This is a genomic window from Kitasatospora fiedleri, assembly GCF_948472415.1.
Classification (GTDB): domain Bacteria; phylum Actinomycetota; class Actinomycetes; order Streptomycetales; family Streptomycetaceae; genus Kitasatospora; species Kitasatospora fiedleri.
In genome coordinates this window covers 5,522,768-5,544,695 of record NZ_OX419519.1, presented here as the reverse complement: position 1 = coordinate 5,544,695, position 21,928 = coordinate 5,522,768, and the positions used below count along the sequence as shown (strand labels likewise).

Here is a 21,928-nt window from a genome sequence, read left to right as displayed (position 1 = left end):
GTCCGCACTGAAGTTGGCAATCGTCGGCGGCGGTTCCACCTACACGCCGGAACTGATCGACGGGTTCGCGCGGCTGCGCGACACCCTGCCGATCCGCGAGCTGGTGCTGATCGACCCGGCGGCCGACCGGCTGGAGCTGATCGCCGGCCTGGCCCGCCGGATCTTCGCCAAACAGGGCCACGGCGCCACCGTCACCACCGCCACCGACGTCACCGCGGGCGTCCAGGGCGCCGACGCGGTGCTGCTCCAGCTGCGGGTCGGCGGGCAGGCGGCCCGCGACAAGGACGAGACCTGGCCGCTGGAGTGCGGCTGCGTCGGCCAGGAGACCACCGGCGCGGGCGGCCTCGCCAAGGCGCTGCGCACCGTCCCGGTGGTGCTGGACATCGCCGAGCAGGTCCGCCGCACCAACCCGGACGCCTGGATCGTCGACTTCACCAACCCGGTCGGCATCGTCACCCGCGCCCTGCAGACCGCCGGGCACAAGGCCGTCGGCCTGTGCAACGTGGCGATCGGCTTCCAGCGCAAGTTCGCCGCCCACCTGGGCGTCGACCCGGAGCTGGTGCGCCTGGACCACGTCGGTCTGAACCACCTGACCTGGGAGCGCGGCGTCACCCTGCTCGACGCCCCCGGCGCCGCCACCGGCCGCGAGGTGCTGCCGCAACTGCTCGCCGAGCACGGCCCGGAGATCGCCGCCGACCTGCACCTGCCGCTGCCGGTGGTCCGCCGGCTCGGCGTCGTCCCCTCCTACTACCTGCGGTACTTCTACCAGCACGACGTGGTGGTCGAGGAGCTGAAGGTCAAGGGCTCCCGGGCCGCCGAGGTCGCCGCGATCGAGAAGCAGCTGCTGGAGATGTACGCCGACCCGGCCCTGGACACCAAGCCCGAGCTGCTCGGCAAGCGCGGCGGCGCGTTCTACTCCGAGGCCGCGGTGCAGCTGATCGCCGCGCTGCTGGGCACCGACGGCCGCACCACCGTCCAGGTGGTCAACACCCGCAACGACGGCGTGCTGCCGTTCCTGCCCGACGACGCGGTGATCGAGGTCCCGGCCGAGGTGGACGCCGCCGGGGTCCGCCCGCTGCCCCAGCGCCCGGTCGAACCGCTCTACGCGGGCCTGATCGCCAACGTCACCGCGTACGAGCACCTGGCGTTGGACGCCGCGCTGCACGGCGGCCGGGACCGGGTCTTCGACGCACTGCTCGCCCACCCGCTGGTCGGGCAGATCGAACTCGCCGACCAGCTCACCGACCGGCTGCTGGCCCACAACCACGACCACCTGAGCTGGGCGTGACCGGCACCATGGCGGAGCACCACCGCACCACCACCGAGCACCACCACGGGGGGACCGGCCGATGAGCCACTCCGCACACCTGCCCGGCGTCCTCGCCATCGACGCCGGCAACAGCAAGACCGACCTGGCCCTGGTCGGCGCCGACGGCACGGTGCTGGCCACCGCCCGCGGCGGCGGCTTCCAGCCGCAGCACACCGGCCCGGAGGCGGCCGTCGCCGCGCTCGCCCCGCTGGTCGACGACCTGGCCCGGCAGGTCGGCGTCGAACCGCGCCCCGACGGGCGGCCGCTGACCGACCACGTCAGCGCCTGCCTGGCCAACGCGGACCTGCCGATCGAGGAGCAGCAGCTGCACGAGGCGATATCCGGCCACGGCTGGGGCGCCTCCGCGCACGTCGCCAACGACACCTTCGGCCTGCTGCGGGCCGGCACCGACGGGCCGCTGGGCGTCGCGGTGGTCTGCGGTGCGGGCATCAACTGCGTCGGCCTGCGGCCCGACGGGCGCACCGCCCGCTGGCCCGCGCTCGGCCAGCTCACCGGCGACTGGGGCGGCGGCGGCGGGCTCGCCGCCGAGGCGATGTGGCACGCGGCCCGGGCCGAGGACGGCCGCGGCCCGGCCACCCTGCTCTCCCCCATGATCGGCGCGCACTTCGGACTGGTCGGGGCCAACGCCTTCGCCGAGGCCATGCACCTGGGCCGGATCGACCGGGCCCGGCTGCACGAGGTCGCCCAGGTGCTGTTCGCGGCCGGCACCGCGGGCGACCCGGTCGCGCTCGACCTGATCGACCGCCAGGCCGACGAGGTGGCCCGGCTCGCGGTGATCGCGCTGACCAGGCTGGACCTGCTCGACCGGCCGGTGCCGGTGGTGCTCGGCGGCGGGGTGCTGGCCTCCCGGCAGCCGCTGCTGCTCGACAACCTGACCGCCCGGCTGGCCGCGGACGCGCCGCTCGCCGAACCGCGCGTGGTGGTCGCCCCGCCGGTGCTGGGCGCGGCCCTGCTGGGCCTGGACCACCTGGACGCCGACCCCGCCGCGCACCGCCGGCTGCGGGACGGGTACCCGACCGCCCACCCGATAGCGGCCTGACCGGCCGGACCGGTCCGAGGGTGGCCTGACCGGCCGGGCCGGTCAGGCAGGTCAGGCCGGCCGGACCGGTCAGCGGCGGCCCGAGCGCCGTCCCCGCGACCGCCGCCGGCGGGAGCGGTCGAGGCACCGCACATGCCCCGACCGCTCCCGCCGGCGGTTCCGTTCTCCCGCCTGCCGCGGATCGGCTCCGGCGGATCGGCTCCGCGGGTCAGCTCCGGCGGGTGGGCTCCCGCCGGACGTGCTCCCGTCGGGCGGCCAGCAGCACCGCGCCGCCGATCAGCAGCAGCACCGCGACCACGCCCGTGGCGGCGGCCGGCGCGCCGGTGCCGGGCAGCTCGGGGCCGGGGTGATCGTGGCGCGGGGGCTTCGGGGCCGGACTCGTGGTCGGGGCCGGACTCGTGGTCGGGGCCGGACTCGGACTCGGGCTGGGACTGGGACTGGGACTGGGCGCGTCGACGGTGACGGTGGCGCTCGCCGTGTTGTCGGACGGGTCGGTGTCGGTCTGGTCGAGGCCGGTCAGCGTCGCGGTGTTGGTGTGGGTGCCGGGCTCGGTGGCGCGGGCGGTGAGGATGAGCCGGGCCTGCGCGCCGACGGCCAGGTCGCCGATCGTCCAGCGGCCGGTGTCCGCCGCGTACCCGCCGGTGCCGGGCTCGGCGCGGACCAGTTCCAGGCCGGGCGGGAGCAGGTCGGTGAGGACCAGGCCGGTGGCGGGCGCGGGGCCGTCGTTGGCGGCGGTGACGGTGAACACCACCTGCCCGCCGAGTCCGGGGCGCGAGTGGTCGACGCTCTTGCCGACCACGATGTCGGTGTCGGTGAGCGGCCGGACGGTGACGCTCGCGGTGTTGTTCGCCGTCACCGGGTCGTACTGGTCGGCGGCCGTGACGGTCGCGGTGTCGGTGGCGGGCGCGGCGACGTCCAGCCGGACCGGCAGGGTGAGCCGCACGGAGCCGCCGACGGGCAGCGCGGGCACCGTCCAGCGTCCGGTGGCCGGGTCGTAGGCGGTGCCGGCGGCGGCGGTCGGGGTGAGCAGCGTGGTGCCGGCGGGGACGGGGCTGTCGACGACGGCATTGGTCGCGTCGGCCGGTCCGTTGTTGCGCAGGGTGACGGTGAAGGTGGTGGTGGAGCCGACCGGCAGCACCTGCGGGTCGGCGTCCACGGTGACGGCGAGGTCGGCGACCGCGACCACCGGGATGACCGCGGTGGACGGGGCGGCCTGGACGGACTGCCCGATCGGGGAGACCGCGGTGGCGGTGGCGGTGTTGCTGAACGAGCCGGCCGCCAGGTCCTGTTCGGTGACGGTGTGGCTGCCGGTGCAGACCACCGAGCCGCCGGGTTCCACCACCGAGGCGGGGCAGGCCAGGTCGGTGATCCCCGGGTCCTGGACCACCAGGGTGGAGAGGGTGGAGCCGCCGGTGTCGGTGGCGGTGAAGGTGTAGTCGACCACCTGGCCCACGGTGTGCGGGGCGGGCGTGACGGCCCGCTTGTCGAGGGTCAGCGCCGAGGCGATCGGCACCGTCACGGTGGCCGGTCCGGTGCCGAGCTGGGGGCCGATGGCCGGGTTCGCGGTGGCGCTCGCGGTGTTGACGACCCGTCCGGCGGCGACGTCCTGCGCGGTGACGGTGTAGCTGCCGGTGCACACCACGGTCGAACCGGGGGCGGGCGCGGGCGGCAGGGTGGTGGCCGGGCAGTTCACCGGGGCCAGCTTGTCGTCGCTGACGGCCAGCGAACTCACCTCCACCGCACCGGCGTTGGTGACCACGTACTGGTACGGGATCACCGTCCCAGCGGTGATCACCGCGGGCAGCGGCGGACCGCTCCGGTCGACCTGCTTGACCAGGTCGAGCGCGCCCAGCGGCAGGATCGAGGAGGCCGTGACGTTGCGGATCAGGTGGACGTCGGTGGAGCCGCCGGTGGAGGCGCTGAACCCGAACTTGTAGGTGGACGGCAGCCCGGCCGGGGCCGGCCGGTCCAGCACCCGGTGCCAGCCGGTGCCGTCCTGGAAGTCGATCTGGACGATCACCCGGGGGTCGGGGGCCGGCGTGATCTGCACGTTGACGGTGCGCTCGGCGACCGCCGGGTCGGTGGTGCCGAACGGCGCGCCCAGGCTGCCGGGCAGCGTGGTCGCGGCCCGCGGCGGGTCACCGGCCGGTGCCTCGGTGGTGGACGCCAGGTAGCAGTAGCCGGAGATGCCGGCGCCCGGGCCGCGCAGGGTGACCGCGTTCGGCGCGACCGGGCCGTCCTGCCTCACCGGCGACTGCTGGCCGGTCGGGCAGTCCGCGCCCCGGTTCTCGCCGTCGTTGTAGAAGTTGCCGTACATGTCCAGGCCCACGCCCAGGTAGCCGCCGACCACGCCGGGGCTGAGGTTGCGCTGCGCGTAGCCGAGGCTGCCGCCGTCCGCGCCCTTGGAGTCCAGCGGGGTCGCGCCGTCCACCAGGTAGAACCCGATGCCGTCGCCGGGCTGCGCGTTGCCGCCGTACTGGTACTGCTCGAAGGTCACCGACAGGCCCGCCGAGGCGGGCACCGGGCGGCGGTACAGCACCGAGCCGCCGACGAACCCGGCCGCGTCGTTGAGCTGGAGGTAACCGGGCGTCACCCCGGGCACCGGCGCGGCCGGGGTGCCGCCGGCCGGGCAGGACGGGACGGGCGCGGTGCCCGGCGCGGGCGTGCTCCCGGGGGACGCGCCGGTCAGGCAGGTGTCGCCCAGCGGCTCCCAGGACGGGTCGGCGATCGAGGCGCCCGCGAAGGTCTCGTCGACGATCACCGTCCCGCCGGTCGGCGGGTCCGCCGCCGCCCGCGGCCCGGCCAGCACCGGCCCCGCCGCCAGCAGCAGCGCCAGCATCCCCCGCGCCACCCCGCGCACCCGTCCCGCCATCCGCTCTCCCACCGCACCTCGTATCCCGTCCGCCCCGGTCGGGGCCGCCCGAGCCTAGGCACCCCGCCCGCCCCCGCCCGCCCAGTGCGCCATCAGTGGGCGCGCCGAGCCGCGACGGTCCCGGGACGCCCGCCCGGGGCGCCGCCGACCGCGACGGGTTCGGGGTGCAGCACGACCCCGGTGGCCGCCTCGACCCGGGCCGCGAGGTCGGCCAGGACGCGGGTGAACCCGCTCGCGGTGGCGCCGTCGTGGGCGGTGAGGGTGAGGGCCCGGTGCGGCGAGCAGCGGATTCCTTCGGCGATCCGGTGGCCGGGGCGGCAGCCGACGCGTTCGAGCAGCCAGCCCGCGCTCGCCCGCAGCCGCCCGTCGCTGTCGGGGCGGACGGGGCAGCCGGCCGCCGACCAGCGGGCGGCCGCGGCGGCGGTGACGGGCGGGTTGAGGAAGACCGAGCCGACCTGGCGGGCGTCGTGGCCGTGCGGGTCGAGCAGCAGGCCGCGGCGGCGGCGGTCGGCCAGGACGGCGCGGGTGACCTCGGCGACGGGCGGACGGCCGCCGGGACGGACCCCGAGTTCCTCGGCGAGCGGGCGGTGGGCGACGGGGGCGGCGGGGCCGCGGGTGAGGCGGACGGTGACGGTCAGGACGGTCCAGCGGCCGGGGTCGTCCTTGAAACGGCTGTGCCGGTGGCGCAAGCGGCAGGCCCGGGCGGGCAGGGTCCGCAGCAGGCCGGTGTCCCAGTCCCAGGCGGTCAGGTGGTCGAGGACGTCGGAGAGCTGCTGCCCGTAGGCCCCGGTGTTCTGGACGGGGGCGGCGCCGACGGTGCCCGGCACCCCGGCCAGGCACTCGATCCCGGCCAGCCGCTCGGCGGCGGCCCAGGCGGTGAGGTCGGCGAGCGGGTGCCCGGCCTGCACCGTCGCCAGAACGGTGCCGTCGTCCCGCTCCTCCGCGGTGATGCCCCGGGTGTCGAGCACCGCGACGGTGCCGGCGTGCCCGGCGTCGGCGGCGATGACGTTGCTGCCGTGGCCGAGCACGAGCGGGCGGCGCTCTCCCCGGTGGTGGACGGTGCGGACCAGTTCCGGCCAGTGGCCGGGGTCGTGGAGCCGCAGCGGCTCCGCGATCGGGCCGCCGAGTCGCAGGGTGGTCAGGTCGGCGAGCGTGTTGCCGGTCACGGGGCGGCCCCCCGGGGGCCGGGGTCGACCGCGGCCAGGGCGAGGGCGCGCAGCGGGGCGAGGCGGGTGCGGTTGTCCCGGTGGTGGTAGACGGCGTTGGTGCACAGGGCCAGGTAGCGGCCGGTCGCCGGGGAGAGGTAGAGGCTGGTGCCGGTGAAGCCGTGGTGGTGGGCGGTGCGGCCGTCCCCGGTGACGGTCCAGGCCAGGCCGCGGTGCAGCCCGTCCCCGATCGCGGCGGCCGGGCGCAGGCTCGCGGCCAGCCAGCGGCCGAGCGTCCCGCCGTCGGCGTGGGAGCGCAGCAGGGCGGTGGCGAAGGCGGCGAGGTCGGCGGGGGTGCTGAAGACGCCGGCGTGTCCGGCGACCCCGCCCAGCAGGGCGGCGTTGTCGTCGTGCGGGATGCCCCACAGGCGGGGCGCGCCGGGCAGGCGGCGCTCGGTCGGGGCGAGGCGGGCGGAACGGGTGAGCGGGCCGTAGGCGGTGGCGGCCATGCCGAGGGCGTTCCACCGGCTCGCGGCGAGTTCGTCCAGCCGGCGGCCGAGGACGTGCGCGAGGGCCAGGCCGAGCAGGACGAATCCCCGGTTGATGTAGCGGTGCTCGGTTCCGGGCTCGGCGATCAGCGGTTCGGCGCAGAGCAGTTCGGCGAGCGGCTCGGTGCGACCCCGGTACCGGTCGAGGCGGGTGTCGGCGCGCAGCCCGGAGGTGTGGGTGAGGATCTGCCGGGGCGTCACCCGCCCGCCCGGGGCGTCCGCGCCGATTCCCGGCAGCAGGTCGCGGACGGGGGTGTCCAGGGTGAGGGGCGGCCGGAGCGAACTGCCGGCCACCGTCCAGGTGGCCAGGACCTTCGTCAGCGAGGCGACGTCGTACACGGTGTCCGGTCCGGGCGGGGCGTCCCCGCACTCGGGGCGACGACGCCCGCGGTCAGGTAGCCGGGCGCGGTGTCGGCGGTCCCGTGGGCGATGACGCCGCCGGGGACGGTGCCGTCGACGGTCAGCAGGTCGAGCTGTTCGTGCAGGGCGGCGAGCACGGCCGGCTCGAACGGTGTCGGGGCGGTCCGGGTCGGGGCGGTCCCGCCGGGGTCGAGTGGGGTCACGGGCACTCCTGTTCAGTCGTCAATTCGGCTCCGAGGAGGGAGAGTTTGGTCAGCAGCTCGCCGTACCCGCGTCGCAGGTGGTACAGGCCCCGGACGGTGGAGGTGCCGTCGGCGGCCAGGGCGGCGAGCACCAGGGCGGTCGCCGCCCGGATGTCGTCCCCGGTCACGTCGGCGGCCCTGAGCGGGGTGCGGCCGCGGACGGTGATCACCGGACCGTCGGCCCGACACCGGCGCCCAGGGCGGCCAGCGGGGCGAGGTGGCTGTCGCGCCGGGGGTAGACCCGCTCCTCGATCCGCGAGGTGCCGTCGGCCTGGGTGAGGTAGGCGGTCAACTGGGGCTGCACGTCGGTCGGGTAGCCGGGGTGGGGGCCGGTGGCCAGCCGGACGGGGCGCGGCCCGGCCGGTGCGGTGACGACCGTCCCGCCGTCGAGGGGGTCGAGGCGGAGGCCGGCGTCGGCGAACGCCGTCAGCAGCCCGTCGGGGAACGCGGCGGCGGGGAAGCGGGCGAGGTGGACGGTGCCGCCGGTGATCGCGGCGGCCAGCGCGAGCGTCGCGGCCTCCAGCCGGTCCGGCGGGACGGTGAACTCCCCGCCCGCGATCCGGTCCGTGCCGGTGACGTGCAGGGCGGCGCGGCCCTGCCACTCGATGCCGACCCCGGAGCGGGCCAACAGCGCGGCGGTGTGGGTGACTTCGGGTTCCACGCTGGGGTTGAGGACGGTGGAGGTCCCCCGGGTGCGGGCGGCCAGCAGCACTGCGGTGACCGTGGCGCCCAGGCTCGGTCCCCAGCCGCCCGTCCCCGCGTCGGTGACGAACGGCGGGCGGCGGCCCGAGGTCCGCGCGCGCACCAGGCCGCCGTCCAGTTCGACCTCGGCTCCGGCGGCCGCCATCGCCGCGAGGTGCCGGTCGATCCGGCGGACGCAGAAGGCGTCGCCGCCGGGGACGGGGAAGGTGACCCGACCGGCCCGGGCCAGGAGCGCGCCGGCCAGGACCGCGGTGGTCCGGATGCGCCGCCCGAGGCGGTCGGGGACGACCGGCAGGTAGACGTCGGCGGGGCGGGTGGTGAACGCGTCGCCGGTGACGGTGGTGCGGGTTCCGGTGCGGTTCAGGATCTCGGCCACCACGCCGGTGTCCAGGATCGCGGGCGCACCGTGCAGGGTGAGCGGTTCGTCGGCGAGGAGCGCGGCGGCGTACAGGTGCAGGGCGGTGTTCTTGCTGCCCTGCACGGGCACGGTTCCGGCGAGACGGCGGCCGCCGGTGATGTGCACGGCGCTCGCGTCGGTGGTGGGCACGGTCACCTTCCCTGGCTGCCGGCGGGGAAGAAGCCCCCGATCTGGGTCCGGGGGTGGAGCAGGGTGTGCGCGCCGATCAGGGTGGCGGGCTGGAGCACGGTGCCGGCGGGAACGATCACGCCGTCGCCGATCACCGCGCCGAACTTGGTCTGGCCGGTGTGCACCCGGTGCCCGTCGAGACGGGCGCACACCTCCTCGGTGGCCGGTTCGGTGACCGGGCCGGAGGTGGTGCGCAGGCCCGTGGTGGAGACGAACGCGCCGATGTTGACGCCGGTGCCGAGCACGGAGTCGCCGACGAAGCCGGCGTGCTTCATGAAGACGCCGCCGACCAGCAGCGAGCGGGTGACCTCGGCACCGAAACCGATCCGGCAGCCGGGGCCGACCACGGTGTTGTCGCGCACCCGGGCCCCGGCCCCGACCACCGCGCCGGGACAGACCAGTACGGGCCCGGTGACGTGGGCGCCCGCGGCGACGACGGCCCCGGCGGCCACGATCACCCGGCCCCGGACGGTCGCCCCGGGCTCGACCGTCCCGGCGGTCTCCGGCAGTGGGACGCCCAGCCGTCCGGCCAGCAGCTCGGCGACGGCCGGCTTGAGGTCGAACACCGTGGGGCAGCGGCGCAGCAGGTCCCGCACGACCGGGTCGGTGACCCGCGCGGTGTCGATGTAGTAGGCGGGGGCGACGCGGTGGTCGATGCGGTCCGGGGCGGTGGCGGTCGTGGACGCGTCGGTGAGCCGGGACACGGCCGGTCTCCTCTCGGGCGAACGAGTGGAAGGTGAAGGCGTTTCCCAGTGAACCCCCGGACCGGCGACCGGTTCCGCAGCCCGGCTACGGGCCGTGGCCCGGCTACGGGTCGGTCGGCCGCGGGCCGTAGCCGGGCTACGGATCGGCCTGGTCGGCGCCGCTGCTCCGGCCGCGGGCCGGTCGGCCGTGACCCGTAGGCCGGCTACGGGTCGTCCTGCCACCGGCCACGACCAAGGCCACGGCTGCCGCTACGGCTCCGGCCGCGGGTTCAGGCGGTCGGCACGCCCGCGCGGGCGGCGAAGTCGCGGATGCCGGGGAGGGTGCGGTCGTGCCGGAGCAGGCCGGTGGCGAGGGCGCGGACCGCGCTGCGGCGGACCTCCTGCGGGGCGGCCTGCTCGGCGGCCAGCAGGGCCCGGTAGCAGCGTTCGGGCTTGCCCCACCGGTCGAACGCGCGGGCCACGTCGACGAAGAAGCGGGCCTGCCGCTCTGCGGTCGGCAGGGCGGCCGGGTCGATCGTGGCGGCCAGGTCGATCGCCTTGCCCGCGTCGCCCAACTCGTAGTGCACGGACAGCTCGTGCAGGGCGACGCCCCGGACGCCGTCCACCTGGCCGGAGGCCCGGCCGGCCGCCGCCGCGCTGTCGGCGGCCTCCCGGATCAGGGCGTGCGCGTAGGCGCGGTCGCCGGACTTCGCGGCGGTGTAGGCCGCGGTGGCGTACAGGTCGCCGCGGGCGGCCAGCCGAGCGCGTTCGGGCACCGTGCGGTCCGCGCGCAGGTCCTCGGCCGCGACCACCGCGATGTCCGTCGCGCGGGCCAGGCCGCCTTGCCGGCGCCAGGCGCTGGAGACCATCCGCTGGGCCTCGGCGACGACCAGCGGGTCGCCGCCCAGCCGGGCGGCGGTGAGCGCGCGGTCGGCGGTGACGGCGACCAGGTTGTCCGTGCCGACCTTGATGCACAGCCGCACCGCGAGGTTGTAGAGCCGGGCGACGTTCCGGGCCCGTTCCTCGGACCTGCCGACCAGTTCGGCGGCGGCGATCCGGCCGGGCAGCGCGCGGGCCAGGTCCTCGTACCGGGCCGCCCTGAACTCCTGGCGCGAGGTCAGCAGGTCGAGCGCGACGGTCTCCCGGGTCGGCTCGCGGCGGGGCGCCGGGACCCGCCCCGCCCCGTACAGGAGGAGGTCCTCCAGCCCGTTCAGCGGCGGCCGCTGCTCGGCGTGCGCGGCCTGCGGGCCGATGGCGGGGGCGAAGAGGGCGGCAGCCGCCAGGGTCAGGAACGGGCGGCGTCGCACATCGTCCTCCTCGGCAGCGGAAGTGCTCGCCAGCGTAACGGAGGCGCTCTTCCGGGTACGTGATCGCGGCCGACCGGCGGCGGGCTGCGGCAGCGCGATCAGCTCGGACAGTTCGGCGCCCAGCGCCCCGGCCAGCCGCTGGAGCAGCGTCAGGTCCTTGACCTGCTGCATGTCCCGTTCGACCTGGGACATCCAGTCCTCGCTGCGGCCGAGTTCGGCCGCGAGCCGGATCTGCGTCCAGCCCAGGCCGGCCCGGCGCTGCGCGATGAACCTGCCGAACGTGACCCCACTGCCCCGCACGTCGCCTCCCGGAGCGTGTCCCCCCTCGTCGAGAACCGCCAACGTACCGGCGGACGGACGCCCGACCCGCCGGAACCCGCGGGGTTTCCCGGGGACTCTTTGCGGAAAGGGGGCGGCCTCCCGTGGGGCCGGCCGGACGGGCCGGTGCGAGGAGGTCGCCCGGTACTGGGAGCGGGTGCGGGTGCGGGCAGGGACCGAGGCCCGCCGGGAGCTCGCCGCACTCCTCGTCGACCATCTTTCGGGAGCGCGGGACGACAGGACGGACGAGACGGACAGGGCGAACGGGACGGGTGCGCGGCCCGTTCGGAGGCGGGGCCCGGGCTGGTCGCGGTCGCGGACGGGATGGGCCCGGAGGGCGGTGGCGGTCTGGCGAGCGCGGCTGCGATCGCCGCGCTGCGCGAACCGGAGCTGCTCGCCGGGGAGTTGTCCGCCGGGGAGCTGCTGGACGCACTGGAGGACGCGCTGGCCGGGGTCGACGGGAAGGCGGGGGCGGTGGCCCGGCCGCCCGGCGCGGGGACGACGCTGACGGGGGTGCTGTGGTCGGGCGCGCGGCTGGCGCTGGTGCACATCGGTGACAGCCGGGCCTCCCTGTTGCGCGGCGGCGAGCTGTACTTGGTCACCCACGACCACACCCTGGTGCAGTCGCTGGTGGACGACGGTCGGCTCACCCTGGCGGAGGCCGCCTCGCGCCCGCAACACACCCTGTCGGTAAGAGCGTTGACCGGCTCCGGGGACAACCGGCCGGACGTGTCGCTGCACACCGCCCGGGTCGGCGACCGCTACCTGCCCTGCTCGGACGGCCTGTCCCGGACCGTTCCGGAGGAGTCCCTGCACACCGCCCTGAGCGCGATCGCCGACGTGGTGGCGGACCCTGCGGACTGACCCGGCGGACTGATCCGGCGGGCTGGGGCGACGGGTTGGGGCGACGGGTCAACTCGCCTGCGGGAGGAGCCGCTTGAGGCGGGCGGCCCAGGCCCGGGGGTGGCTGGTGTTGCCGTTGTGGCCGCCGGGCAGCAGCTCGACCGGGGTGTCGAGCAGGGCGCCGAGGGCCTGGGCGCAGCGGCGGTCGAACACGGCGGGCGGGGTGGTGCGGCCGGCGGCGGGCACGATCCGGGTGGTGGTGGCCCGGACGGCGGCGTGGTCGAGGACGTCCTCGACCACGGCGGTGAAGTCGTGCCGGACGAGCCGGTCGAAGCCGGCCGCCCGCCGGGCGTCGACCGGCTGCGGGGTGAGGCCGGGCTCGGCGTCGGCGGCGGTCGGGTCGATGCCGAGCACCCGGGCGATCTCGGGGAGGACCGCGGCGAGGCCGCCGCGCCGGTACAGCTCCTGGAGTGCGAGGAGTTCGCGCCGGTGGCGGGCGGCCTCGGCGGGGGCCAGCAGGCCGGGCGCGACGGGTTCGTGGGCGATCAGGGTGCGCAGCAGTCCGGGCCACCGGGCGGCGAGGTGCAGGCCGATCACGGCGCCGAAGCTGCAGCCGAGCATCAGCGCGGGCCCGTCGGCGACCGCCTCCAGCAGCCGCCGGACGTCGTCGGCGTGCTCGGCCAGGCTCGCGCCGCGCTCGGGGTGGTCGAGGCGGCTGCGGGACAGGCCGCGCCGGTCGTAGGTGAGCACGGTGTAGGTGTCGGTCAGGTGCGGGACGAGGTCGACGGTGCGGTCGGCGTCGCCCTCGCCGCTCTGGGCGATCAGCAGCAGCGGGCCGGTGCCCTCGGTGCGGTGGTGCAGGACGGCGCCGGGTACGGCGAGCGTGCCGGTGACGACGGGCATCGGGTCCCCCTCCGCGGCGGTCGGTCCGCCGCTCTTCCCCTCACCGTAATTCATCGAACTAGATACATCAATATGGATGCATCTAGTTCGATGTACCATCGGGCCCGTGGATGGAGTCGAACTGTTCCTACTGGGCCGCACCCTGATGAAGATCGGCGAGGACGCCCTGCCCGAGCCCCCCGGCGGCAGCGGCCGCCACCCCGGCGGCACCCGCAACACCCTGATCGCGGCCAGCGACGTCGCCGCCCACCCCGGCACCACCGTCGGCGAGATCGCCGCCCGCACCGGGCTGCCGCAGAGCCAGATCTCCACCGCGGTGGCCCGCCTCAAGGAGGCGGGCGCGGTCCGCACCGACCCGGACCCGGCCGACCGGCGGCGCACCCTGGTCCGCCCCGCCGAACGCCCCTCCGCCCGGGTCGCCGCCGTCCGCGCCACCGGCGTCGAGGAGGCGCTCGCCGCCGCGCTCGGCCCGGACGCCGGACCCGAGCGGCTCGCCGAGGTCACCGCGGCGCTGGCCGTCCTGGCCCGGCACCTGTCGGTGCGCGGCTGACCGGGGCCCGCACGCACCGGGCCCGGGAACGGGCTCTCCGCGGCGGTTTCCGCGCAGGTGACGGTACGTCACCGCGCCGACGAGTTCCCTGGTCCGGTATCGGTTGAGTGAACATCCGGCCGCGGTGCCGGGGATGCCCGTTCTGTCCGTTGAAGCCGATCGGTGGGGTTGTTAGTGTCGCGCGCTCACAGCGCGTCCGACGGGGGCGTGCGCCTGGAGTACCGGGAGCAGCGCCAGATGGCGATCCGCAAGTCCACGATGCAGGAGCAGGTCGCTGCGGCGATCGCCGCGATCGAGCCCAACGACCGTCCGGTGACGACCTTCCACACGGTCACCGGTCCGAGCCCGTGGCTGACCCAGCAGTTCGGTCTGATCGGCCAGCTGTTCGTGAAGTACTACTTCGTGACGCTGACCCAGCGGGTCGTCGTCATCCACCGCGCCTCCCGGGTCAGCAACCGTCCGCTGGAGCTGCTGCACGTCATCCCGCTCGACCAGGCCCGCGCCTCGATCAGCGACGTGCGCCGGAACACCCTGTGGAGCTCGCTGCGCTTCCTGATCCCGGGCGAGCCGCAGCCGACCCGCCTGAACATCCACCGCTACTGGCGGACCGAGATGGACGCCTTCACCGGCGGCCTGCTCGGCGGCGGCCCCGGCGTCCCCGGCCAGTACCCGCCGGCCCAGGCCCCCGGCCAGTACCAGCAGGTCCCCGGCCAGGCCCCGTACCCGCAGGCTCCGGCCCAGGCTCCGGCGCCGGGTGCCAACCCGTACCAGAGCTGATCCGCGCCGGTGAGCCGGTAACCGCTCGCGCCGCCGGGGCGCCCGTCCGACCGTCGAACGGTCCGGGCGGGCGCTCCGGCGTTTTCGCGGGTCCGCCGGGCGAACGGGGGTGTCGGGGCGTCAGCCGAGGTGGGTGCGGGCCCAGTCGGCGAGCAGGCGGGCGCAGTCGTCGACGGACTCCTGCCAGCTGCGGACCGCGCCGTCCCCGGCCTCGTCGCTGACGTGCTTGATCAGCCGGACGGGGAGCTGGGCGCGGCGGGCGACGGTGGCGACCGCGTAGCCCTCCATGTCGACCAGGTCAGCGCTGCGGGCCAGCAGGTCGCGGTCGGCGTCGGTGGAGACGAAGCGGTCGCCGGTGGCGAGCACCGGGCCGGCCGGGGCGAGGTCGATCGGGCCGTCCATCCGGTGGCCGGTGAGCTGTTCCAGCAGCGGGGTGTCGAGGTCGTGCTGGAGCACCCGGCCGATCTCGTGCGTCCCGGCCAGGCCGGACCGCAGGGCGCCCGCGGTGCCCAGGTTGACGACGGCGGCGGGCCGCTCACCGCCGGCCAGCAGGCCGGCCAGCGCGGCCGCCGCGTTGAGCTTGCCCATGCCGGTGAGCAGCACCGGCAGGCCGCCGTCGAAGTGCGCGGCCTCCTCGGGCAGGGCGACGACGAGCAGCGGGCGGTCGGGGGTGACGGTTCCGGTCAGGCGCATGACGCCCAGCTTACGAGGGGCCCGGGACGGCCGGACCGGGGCTACGGGGCGAGGGCAGCCCGGCCGAGACGGGACGGGACGGGACGAGGGTGGTTGGGCCGGGGCCGGGGTGGCTGGGACAGCGGGACAGCGGGACGACAAGGCCGGAGGAGACCGGGGCCGGGACGGCGAGACGGGGACGGCCGGGCCGGGGCGACGAAATCGGGCGAGGTCGGGGCCGGGGCGGCAGGACGGTGGGACGGAGACGGCCGGGCCGAGGACGGTGGGACCCCGGCCGGGGACGGTCCGGTCGGAGCTGCGGGGTCGGGCGAGGCCGGGGGAACGGGAACGGCCCGGCCGGGGCGGCGGGATCGGGCGAGGTCGGGGGCGGTGGGGCACAGATCGGTCACCGCCCGGCGAACTCCAGGCCAACTCCGGCCCGGGGGCCGCCGGGCGTGGTGATACTGCCCGGAGACGGGGCCGGTGGAGCCGAGGGGGAACGGTGGCCGCACAGACACAGGGGGGCGTCCTCGCGCCGCCGCCCGGCCGTCCGCCGGGAGCGGTGCCGGGCCGGGGGCCGGGGCGGTCGTCCGGGTCGCTGGCTGGGTCGCTGGCGCGGCTGCGGCTGGCCGCCCGGACTCCGCCGGGGCGGCTGCGCACGGCGGGCGCGGTGCTGGTGGCGCTGGCGCTGCTGTTCGGGGTCACGGCGGCCTGGCAGTCCGCCGACCGGGCGGCCGCGGCGCGGCAGTTGGCGTCCCGCAGTGAGCCGCTCAGCCAGGACGCGGCGGAGCTGTACCGTTCGCTGGCCGACGCCGACGCCACCGCCGCCGCGGGCTTCCTGATGGCCGCCGCCGAGCCGCCCGAGGTGCGCAAGCGCTACCAGGACGACCTGGCGACCGCGTCTCGGCTGATCCCGCAGGCCGCCGCGCGCAGCGGCACCTCGTCCGACGCGCAGCGCCGGCTGGCCGAGCTGAGCCGGCAACTGCCGCGCTACGCGGGCCTGGTGGAGACCGCCCGGGCGATCAACCGGGAGGGCCTGCCGCTCGGCGGCGCGTACCTGCGCTACGCCTCCGACTACCTGCAGAAGACCGTGCTGCCGAACGCGCAGCAGTTGGCCGACACCGAGGCCGCCGCGCTGGACGGTGACTACGACGCGGCCGCCGCCGTGCCCTGGGCGGCGCTGGTGCTGGGGGTGTTGCTGCTGGGCGCGCTGGGCCGCTACCAGGTGGTGCTGTTCCGGCGCACCAACCGGGTGTTCAACCCCGGGCTGCTGGCCGCCTCGGCGGCGGTGCTGGTCGCGCTGGTGTGGACGGTCGGCGGCACCGTGGCGGCCGGCACCGGCCTGCACGAGGCCCGCACCCAGGGCATCGACCCGCTGCGCCGGTTGAACCAGGTCCGGGTGGTGGCGTTGCAGGCGCACACGGCGGAGAACCTCAACCTGGTCTCGCGCGGCGCCACCGAGGCGTACGACGACCGCTGGGCGGAACTGGCGCGGACCCTCGCCGGCCCGGCCGACAGCGCCGGTTCGGCGGTCGGGCTGCTCGTCGCGCCGCCGGACCGGGCCCGGCGGCAACTGACCGACGCCCAGCACCGGTTCGACGAGTGGCAGCAGCGGCACGCGGCCGCCGCCGAGTTGGACGCGGGCGGCGACTACGAGGGGACGCTGCGCACGACCCTGGCCCCGGGCCGGGACGACACCGCGGAGGCCGCGTTCAACGCCGCCGAACAGCAGTGGGAGCAGGCCGGACGGGCCGAGCAGGCCGCGTTCGACTCCGCCGCGGGCGGCGTCGACGGGGGGCTGGCCATCCAGGCGGTGGCGGCGGCGCTGCTGGCCGCGCTGGCGGCCGGCGGCACGGTGCGCGGCCTCGGACGCCGACTGGCCGAGTACCGGTAACGGGGGGAGCGAAGGATGCGCAGGGCGAGGACCGGAACACTGGTCGCGGTCGCGGCACTGGTGGCGGGCCTGCTGGGCGCCGGCGGTCCGGCCGGCGGTCCGGCCGTCGGCGCGGGCGGCGGCGCACCGGCCCGGGCGGCGGACGTCTCGGCGGACGTCGCGGTGAAGGTCGCCGCTGACGTCGCGGGTATCACGGGCGTCGCGGGCGTCGCTAACGTCGCTGACGTCGCGAGCGTCGCGGCGGACGACTGCGACACCGGGGTGTCGCTGCCGCCCGGGCAGCGGGTCGGGGCGAAGATCCAGGAGATCCGCAGGCGCGGCCGGCTGGTGGTCGGCGTCGACCAGAGCGCCTACAACTGGGGCTACCGCGACTCGCAGACCGGCAAGATCGAGGGCTTCGACATCGACCTGGCCCGTGCCGTCGCCAAGTCGGTGCTCGGCGACCCGGACAAGGTGGTGCTGAAGACCATCTCCACCGCCGACCGGATCAACGTGCTCAAGGGCCACCAGGTCGACCTGATCGCCCGGGCGATGACCGTCACCTGCGAGCGGAAGAAGCAGATCGCCTTCTCCGCCCCGTACTTCAAGGTCTCCCAGCGGGTGGTGGCGCCGAAGGCCGCGCACGCCACCAGCGTGGCGCAGGCGCTCGGCGGCAAGCGGGTGTGCGCGGCGCTGAACTCCTCCTCGCACACCGAGCTGAAGGCGGACCCGCACGGCGCCGCCTCGATCGTCACGCCCGACAACCAGTTGGACTGCCTGGTGCTGATGGAACTCGGCGAGGCGGACGCCACCCTGTCGGACAGTTCGCTGGCGGCGGCGATGGTCGCCCAGGACCAGACCATGGAGCTGGCCGGGGAGTCCTTCCTCCCCACGTACATGGGCGTGGGCATGAACCAGGACGACACCGACCTGATCGCCTGGGTCAACCAGGTGCTGGTCGAGTGGCGCGGCGGCGGCTGGCAGGCCAGTTACGACACCTGGCTGCGGCCCAGCATGGGGGTGCCCGACCCGTACCGGCCGTGGTGACCACCGAGGTGGGGGCCGGGGCTCGGGCCGATGCTCGGACCGGTGCTCCGGCCAGGACGCGGGCCGGTGCCCGGACGGCCCGGACGGTTCGGGTGACGGCGGTGGCGGTAACGGTGACCGCGGCGGTGACGGCGGGACGGAACCGGTCCGGTTCCCCTTACCGGACCGGGAATCCGGGGGACCGGCGTCCGCGCGGTGCCGGGCGTCGGGGAGACTGGCGGCCCACGGGCCGTCGCTCCGACCGCCCCAGGACCGACGCCCCGTCACCACGACCGTGGCCGAGAGGAGGAACCGCGTTGGCTGGAACGACCCGCCCGGTGATGAACCGTGAGGAGGTCGATCGCGCGCTGGCCCGGCTGGGTGCCGAGCGCGACGCGGTCGAAGCGGCACTGCTGGCGCTCCAGGACCACCCGGGGCTGCGGCTGTTGACCGGTGCCGAGCTGTCCGGGCGCACCCGGGAGCGCTGGGAGGTCGCCGAGGGCGGCGTCGCCCTGCTGTGGGCGCTGTTCGACCGCTACGCGGAGGCGCTGGCCTCCGCTCGCGCGGTGCGCTCCCGGCGCACCCGGCCGACCGCCGCCGAACTCGCCGAGCTCGCCGAGCTGCTCTCCGGCCGCTCGGTGACCGTCTCCGGCGGGCGGCTGCCCCACCCGTCGGGTCAACTCGGCTCCTCGGCCCGGCTGGTGGAGCAGGTCACGCTCGCCGAACTGCTGGAGCGGATGAACGGCTGGTACGCGGTGGTGGTCGAGGTGGTGAGCGCCGTCGACGCGGTCTGGTCCGCGCTGCCCGCCCGGATCGACCTGCTGCTGGCCGAACTCGGCCGGGTCCAGATGCTCGCGGTCTCGGTCGGGGTGCGCCCCGGCGGGCACCCGCTGGCCGACGACCTCGCCGACCTGGCCAAGCACCTGGGCGCGTTGCGCGCCCAGGTGGTGGCCGACCCGCTCGCGCTGTGGCGGCCCAGCCGGGTGCCCGCGCAGCGCGGCCGGGCCGCCGAGGGCACCACCTGGGCCTCCCCCACCGGCGCCGTCGACACCGCCGGGTTCGACCGGATGGGACGCCAACTGGACGACATACGCGTCGAGTTGGAGGGGCTGCTGCGGCTGCGCGACGAGTCCCACGAGCGGCTCCAGCAGGTCGCCGACCTGCTCCAGCGCGCCGACCTGACGCTCGCCGAGGCCCGCCGGGCCCGCGGCGAGGTGCTGGCGAAGATCGCCTCGACCGAGGTGCCCGCCGTGCCCGGCCCGCACTCCGGGCTGCGCGAGGCGATCGGGCAGGCCGTCGAGTTCCAGCAGACCGGCCAGTGGTACCGGCTCGGCCCGCTGCTGGACGCGCTGGAGGACGCCGCCGCCAAGGAACTCGGCCGGGCCCGGCAGTCGCTCACCGAGGTCGCCCAGCCGCTCGCCGTCCGGGCCGAGCTGCGCGGACGGCTGGAGGCGTACAAGGCGATGGCCGCCCGACTCGGCCTGGCCGAGGACCCCGAGGTGGTCGAACGCTTCGAGAAGGCGCGCTGGCTGCTCTGGAGCGCCCCGTGCGACCTGCGGGCGGCGGCCGAGGCGGTCGGCCGCTTCCAGCACGCGCTGCGCGCGGCCGAACGGCAGTCGCCACCGCAGGCGCGTCAGGAACCGGAAACGCCGTCGCCGCAGGTCCAGGACACCGAGCAGGGGGAGGACACCGATGGCTGACGCATGCGCCCGCACGGGCTGCGCCGGGGAGATCGACGCCGACGGGTACTGCACCGAGTGCGGCCTCGCCCCCGAACGGGGCACCACCCCCTCGGCGACCCCCGCCCCCACCCCCGCCACCGCCATCGCCACCGGTGGCCCGTGCGGGCGCGGCGACTGCCCGGGCACCGTCGACCCGGACGGCTACTGCGACGAGTGCGGCCTCGCCGCCACGCATTCCGTGAAAGCACCCGCCCCGCTCCCCGCCCCGCGCAGCGGTTCCACCCCGTCCGGCCCGGCGTCCTCCGGCCCGGCGTCCTCCGGCCCGGCCCCGTCCGGCCCGGGTGCCTCGGGTGCCTCGCGCGGTTCGTCCGGCCGGTCCCGGTCGAGCCGTTCGGCGCGCGGCGGTTCGGTGTCGGTGCGCAGTTCGCGGGGCGGCACGGGCACTGCCCGGCGCGGCAACCTGGGGGCGGGCCTGGTGGCGATCGCCCCGGTGCCGGCCGCGGACCCGGCGCTGGCGGTGCTGGCGAACCCGGAGGTGCCGGAGCGCAAGCGCTTCTGCTCGCGCTGCGACCAGCCGGTGGGCCGGGAGAAGGACGGCCGTCCGGGCCGCCCGGAGGGCTTCTGCACCAAGTGCGGCACCCCGTACTCGTTCAGCCCGAAGCTGGGGCGCGGCGACCTGGTGGGCGGCCAGTACGAGGTGATGGGCTGCCTGGCGCACGGCGGCCTGGGCTGGATCTACCTGGCGGTGGACCGCCGGGTGAACGACCGCTGGGTGGTGCTCAAGGGCCTGCTGGACACCGGGGACGAGGACGCGCTGGCGGTGGCGATCGCCGAGCGGCGGTTCCTGGCCGAGGTCGACCACCCGAACATCGTCCGGATCATCAACTTCGTCGAGCACCCGGACGCCCGGACCGGCGTCGCCGACGGCTACATCGTGATGGAGTACGTCGGCGGCAAGTCGCTGAAGGACATCGCCAACGAGCGCCGCGCCGCGGACGGGCGGCGCGAGCCGCTGCCGGTCGAGCAGGCGCTGGCGTACGCGCTGGCGGCGCTGCCCGCGCTCGGCTACCTGCACGCCCGCGGGCTGGTGTACTGCGACTTCAAGCTGGACAACGTGATCCAGTCGGACGACATGCTCAAGATCATCGACCTGGGCGCGGTCCGCCGGCACGACGACGACGGCCCGATCTACGGCACCGTCGGCTACCAGGCCCCGGAGATCGCCACCGCCGGCCCCTCGCCCTCCTCCGACCTGTACACGGTGGCCCGCACGCTGGCCGTGCTGACCTTCGACTTCCGCGGCTACACCGACCGCTGGCGGCACGAGCTGCCGGGCCCGGAGGAGGAGGTGGAGGTGTTCGCCCGCTACGAGTCCTTCCACCGCCTGCTGGTGCGCGCCACCGATCCGGACCCGGCCCGCCGGTTCGGCTCCGCCGAGGAGATGGCCGGGCAGCTGATCGGCGTGCTGCGCGAGGTGCTGAGCCTGCAGGACGGGCAGGCCAGGCCCGCGCCCTCCGCCCTGTTCGGGCCGGAACTGCGGGTGGTCGACACCGAGTTGGCCGAGCGTCCGCCGCAGGCCCGGGCCGCCGCGCTGGCGCTGCCCGCGCCGCTGGCCGACCCGGCCGACCCGGCCGCGGGCCTGCTGGCCGCGCTGCCCGCCGCGCCCGCCGAGGCGCTGGCCGTGCTCCGGGCGGCCGGCGTCGGCTCGACCGAACTGCGGCTGCGGGAGCTGCGCACCCACCTGGAGCTCGGCGACGCCGCGGCCGCCGCCGGGGTGCTGGCCGCCCTGGAGGCCGAGCACCCCGGTGAGTGGCGGGTGGTGTGGCACCGGGGGCTGACCGCGCTCGCCGCCGACCGGGCCGCCGAGGCCCGCGACTCCTTCGAGGCGCTGTACGACGCGTTCCCCGGCGAGAGCGCGCCCAAGCTGGCGCTCGCGGTCTGCGCCGAGCTGCTCGGCGACACCGCGGCCGCCGCCGGGTACTACGCCCTGGTCGGCACCGTGGACCGGTCCTTCGTGAGCGCCGCGTTCGGGCTGGCCCGGGTCCGGCTCGCGGACGGCGACCGGGCGGGCGCGGTCACCGCGCTGGAGGCCGTGCCGGAGAGCTCCGCGCACTGGACCGCCGCCCGGATCGGCGCGGTCCGGGCCCGGCTGCGCGGCCGGGCCGCCACCGAGCCGCTGGCCGCCGAGCTCGCCGACAGCTCCGACCGGCTGGCGGCGCTGACCCTGGACGCCCGGCGGCACGAGGAACTCGCCGTCGAGGTACTGGACTCGGCGCTGAACTGGGTGCTGGCGGGGGCCGCCGGGAGGCCCGCCACGCTGACCGTGCTGGGACATCCCGCCGCGGAACGGGAACTGAGGCTCGCCCTGGAACACTCCTACCGAATGTTGGCGCGGTTGTCCGACCGGGCCGAGACGAGGATCGAGTGGGTGGAACGGGCCAACCGGGCCCGCCCCAGGACATGGGTGTGA

General features: G+C 76.4%; 19 protein-coding genes. 9 read left to right on the top strand and 10 right to left on the bottom strand.

Annotation, left to right across the window (positions count from 1 at the left end; genetic code table 11):
* The first annotated feature begins 7 nt into the window (after positions 1 to 7).
* Both QMQ26_RS25285 and QMQ26_RS25280 read left to right on the top strand, forming a co-directional pair.
* On the top strand, positions 8 to 1,288 hold the full coding sequence (locus QMQ26_RS25285) for a 6-phospho-beta-glucosidase (RefSeq protein ID WP_282206611.1): 1,281 nt from the start codon (positions 8 to 10) through the stop codon (positions 1,286 to 1,288).
* A 61-nt stretch (positions 1,289 to 1,349) separates the two neighbouring features.
* The gene (locus QMQ26_RS25280; RefSeq protein ID WP_282202788.1) at positions 1,350 to 2,369 is read left to right on the top strand and encodes an N-acetylglucosamine kinase; all 1,020 of its coding nucleotides are present in this window, start codon (positions 1,350 to 1,352) and stop codon (positions 2,367 to 2,369) included.
* Between the two features lie 208 nt (positions 2,370 to 2,577).
* Here QMQ26_RS25280 and QMQ26_RS25275 read toward each other — a convergent pair whose 3' ends face one another.
* From QMQ26_RS25275 to QMQ26_RS25240, 8 genes are all read right to left on the bottom strand, one after another.
* Entirely contained in the window at positions 2,578 to 5,241 is a 2,664-nt protein-coding gene (locus QMQ26_RS25275) for a DUF7507 domain-containing protein (RefSeq protein WP_282202787.1), read from the bottom strand.
* A gap of 92 nt (positions 5,242 to 5,333) precedes the next feature.
* On the bottom strand, positions 5,334 to 6,407 hold the full coding sequence (locus tag QMQ26_RS25270) for a UDP-N-acetylmuramate dehydrogenase (protein WP_282202786.1): 1,074 nt from the start codon (positions 6,405 to 6,407) through the stop codon (positions 5,334 to 5,336).
* Complete coding sequence (locus QMQ26_RS25265; RefSeq protein WP_282202785.1) at positions 6,404 to 7,273, bottom strand: serine hydrolase domain-containing protein; 870 nt, start codon at positions 7,271 to 7,273, stop codon at positions 6,404 to 6,406. Before QMQ26_RS25265 ends, QMQ26_RS25270 begins: the two co-directional genes overlap by 4 nt.
* Positions 7,252 to 7,497, bottom strand: coding sequence for a hypothetical protein (locus QMQ26_RS25260; RefSeq protein WP_282202784.1), 246 nt, complete (start codon positions 7,495 to 7,497; stop codon positions 7,252 to 7,254). The genes QMQ26_RS25265 and QMQ26_RS25260 overlap by 22 nt, the downstream gene beginning before the upstream one ends.
* Positions 7,494 to 7,706: a hypothetical protein gene (locus QMQ26_RS25255; RefSeq protein ID WP_282202783.1), complete on the bottom strand. Its 213-nt coding sequence runs from the start codon at positions 7,704 to 7,706 to the stop codon at positions 7,494 to 7,496. Before QMQ26_RS25255 ends, QMQ26_RS25260 begins: the two co-directional genes overlap by 4 nt.
* Entirely contained in the window at positions 7,703 to 8,785 is a 1,083-nt protein-coding gene (locus QMQ26_RS25250) for a hypothetical protein (RefSeq protein WP_282202782.1), read from the bottom strand. The genes QMQ26_RS25255 and QMQ26_RS25250 overlap by 4 nt, the downstream gene beginning before the upstream one ends.
* Positions 8,786 to 8,787: 2 nt before the next feature.
* Complete coding sequence (locus QMQ26_RS25245) at positions 8,788 to 9,528, bottom strand: LbetaH domain-containing protein (RefSeq protein WP_282202781.1); 741 nt, start codon at positions 9,526 to 9,528, stop codon at positions 8,788 to 8,790.
* A 269-nt stretch (positions 9,529 to 9,797) separates the two neighbouring features.
* Positions 9,798 to 11,114, bottom strand: coding sequence for a helix-turn-helix domain-containing protein (locus QMQ26_RS25240; RefSeq protein WP_282202780.1), 1,317 nt, complete (start codon positions 11,112 to 11,114; stop codon positions 9,798 to 9,800).
* 15 nt (positions 11,115 to 11,129) lie between these two features.
* On the opposite strand from QMQ26_RS25240, the gene QMQ26_RS25235 reads away from it, so the two are divergent.
* Positions 11,130 to 11,996 (top strand): PP2C family protein-serine/threonine phosphatase, encoded by an 867-nt coding sequence (locus QMQ26_RS25235; protein WP_318552040.1) that lies wholly within the window; start codon positions 11,130 to 11,132, stop codon positions 11,994 to 11,996.
* Positions 11,997 to 12,044: 48 nt separating this feature from the next.
* On the opposite strand, the gene QMQ26_RS25230 is transcribed toward QMQ26_RS25235, so the two are convergent.
* The gene (locus QMQ26_RS25230) at positions 12,045 to 12,878 is read right to left on the bottom strand and encodes an alpha/beta fold hydrolase (protein WP_282202778.1); all 834 of its coding nucleotides are present in this window, start codon (positions 12,876 to 12,878) and stop codon (positions 12,045 to 12,047) included.
* 106 nt (positions 12,879 to 12,984) lie between these two features.
* On the opposite strand from QMQ26_RS25230, the gene QMQ26_RS25225 reads away from it, so the two are divergent.
* Both QMQ26_RS25225 and QMQ26_RS25220 read left to right on the top strand, forming a co-directional pair.
* The gene (locus QMQ26_RS25225) at positions 12,985 to 13,428 is read left to right on the top strand and encodes a MarR family winged helix-turn-helix transcriptional regulator (RefSeq protein ID WP_100840313.1); all 444 of its coding nucleotides are present in this window, start codon (positions 12,985 to 12,987) and stop codon (positions 13,426 to 13,428) included.
* 207 nt (positions 13,429 to 13,635) lie between these two features.
* Positions 13,636 to 14,205, top strand: coding sequence for a hypothetical protein (locus tag QMQ26_RS25220; RefSeq protein ID WP_282202777.1), 570 nt, complete (start codon positions 13,636 to 13,638; stop codon positions 14,203 to 14,205).
* Between the two features lie 120 nt (positions 14,206 to 14,325).
* Here QMQ26_RS25220 and QMQ26_RS25215 read toward each other — a convergent pair whose 3' ends face one another.
* Positions 14,326 to 14,898, bottom strand: a complete 573-nt coding sequence (locus QMQ26_RS25215; protein WP_282202776.1) for a nucleosidase — start codon at positions 14,896 to 14,898, stop codon at positions 14,326 to 14,328.
* A gap of 481 nt (positions 14,899 to 15,379) precedes the next feature.
* On the opposite strand from QMQ26_RS25215, the gene QMQ26_RS25210 reads away from it, so the two are divergent.
* The 4 genes from QMQ26_RS25210 to QMQ26_RS25195 all read left to right on the top strand — a co-directional run bounded on the left by QMQ26_RS25210 (position 15,380) and on the right by QMQ26_RS25195 (position 21,928).
* Entirely contained in the window at positions 15,380 to 16,771 is a 1,392-nt protein-coding gene (locus tag QMQ26_RS25210) for a hypothetical protein (RefSeq protein WP_282202775.1), read from the top strand.
* Positions 16,772 to 16,786: 15 nt separating this feature from the next.
* Positions 16,787 to 17,797: a glutamate ABC transporter substrate-binding protein gene (locus QMQ26_RS25205; RefSeq protein WP_282202774.1), complete on the top strand. Its 1,011-nt coding sequence runs from the start codon at positions 16,787 to 16,789 to the stop codon at positions 17,795 to 17,797.
* Between the two features lie 320 nt (positions 17,798 to 18,117).
* Positions 18,118 to 19,476, top strand: a complete 1,359-nt coding sequence (locus tag QMQ26_RS25200; RefSeq protein WP_282202773.1) for a hypothetical protein — start codon at positions 18,118 to 18,120, stop codon at positions 19,474 to 19,476.
* Complete coding sequence (locus tag QMQ26_RS25195; RefSeq protein ID WP_282202772.1) at positions 19,469 to 21,928, top strand: serine/threonine-protein kinase; 2,460 nt, start codon at positions 19,469 to 19,471, stop codon at positions 21,926 to 21,928. The genes QMQ26_RS25200 and QMQ26_RS25195 overlap by 8 nt, the downstream gene beginning before the upstream one ends.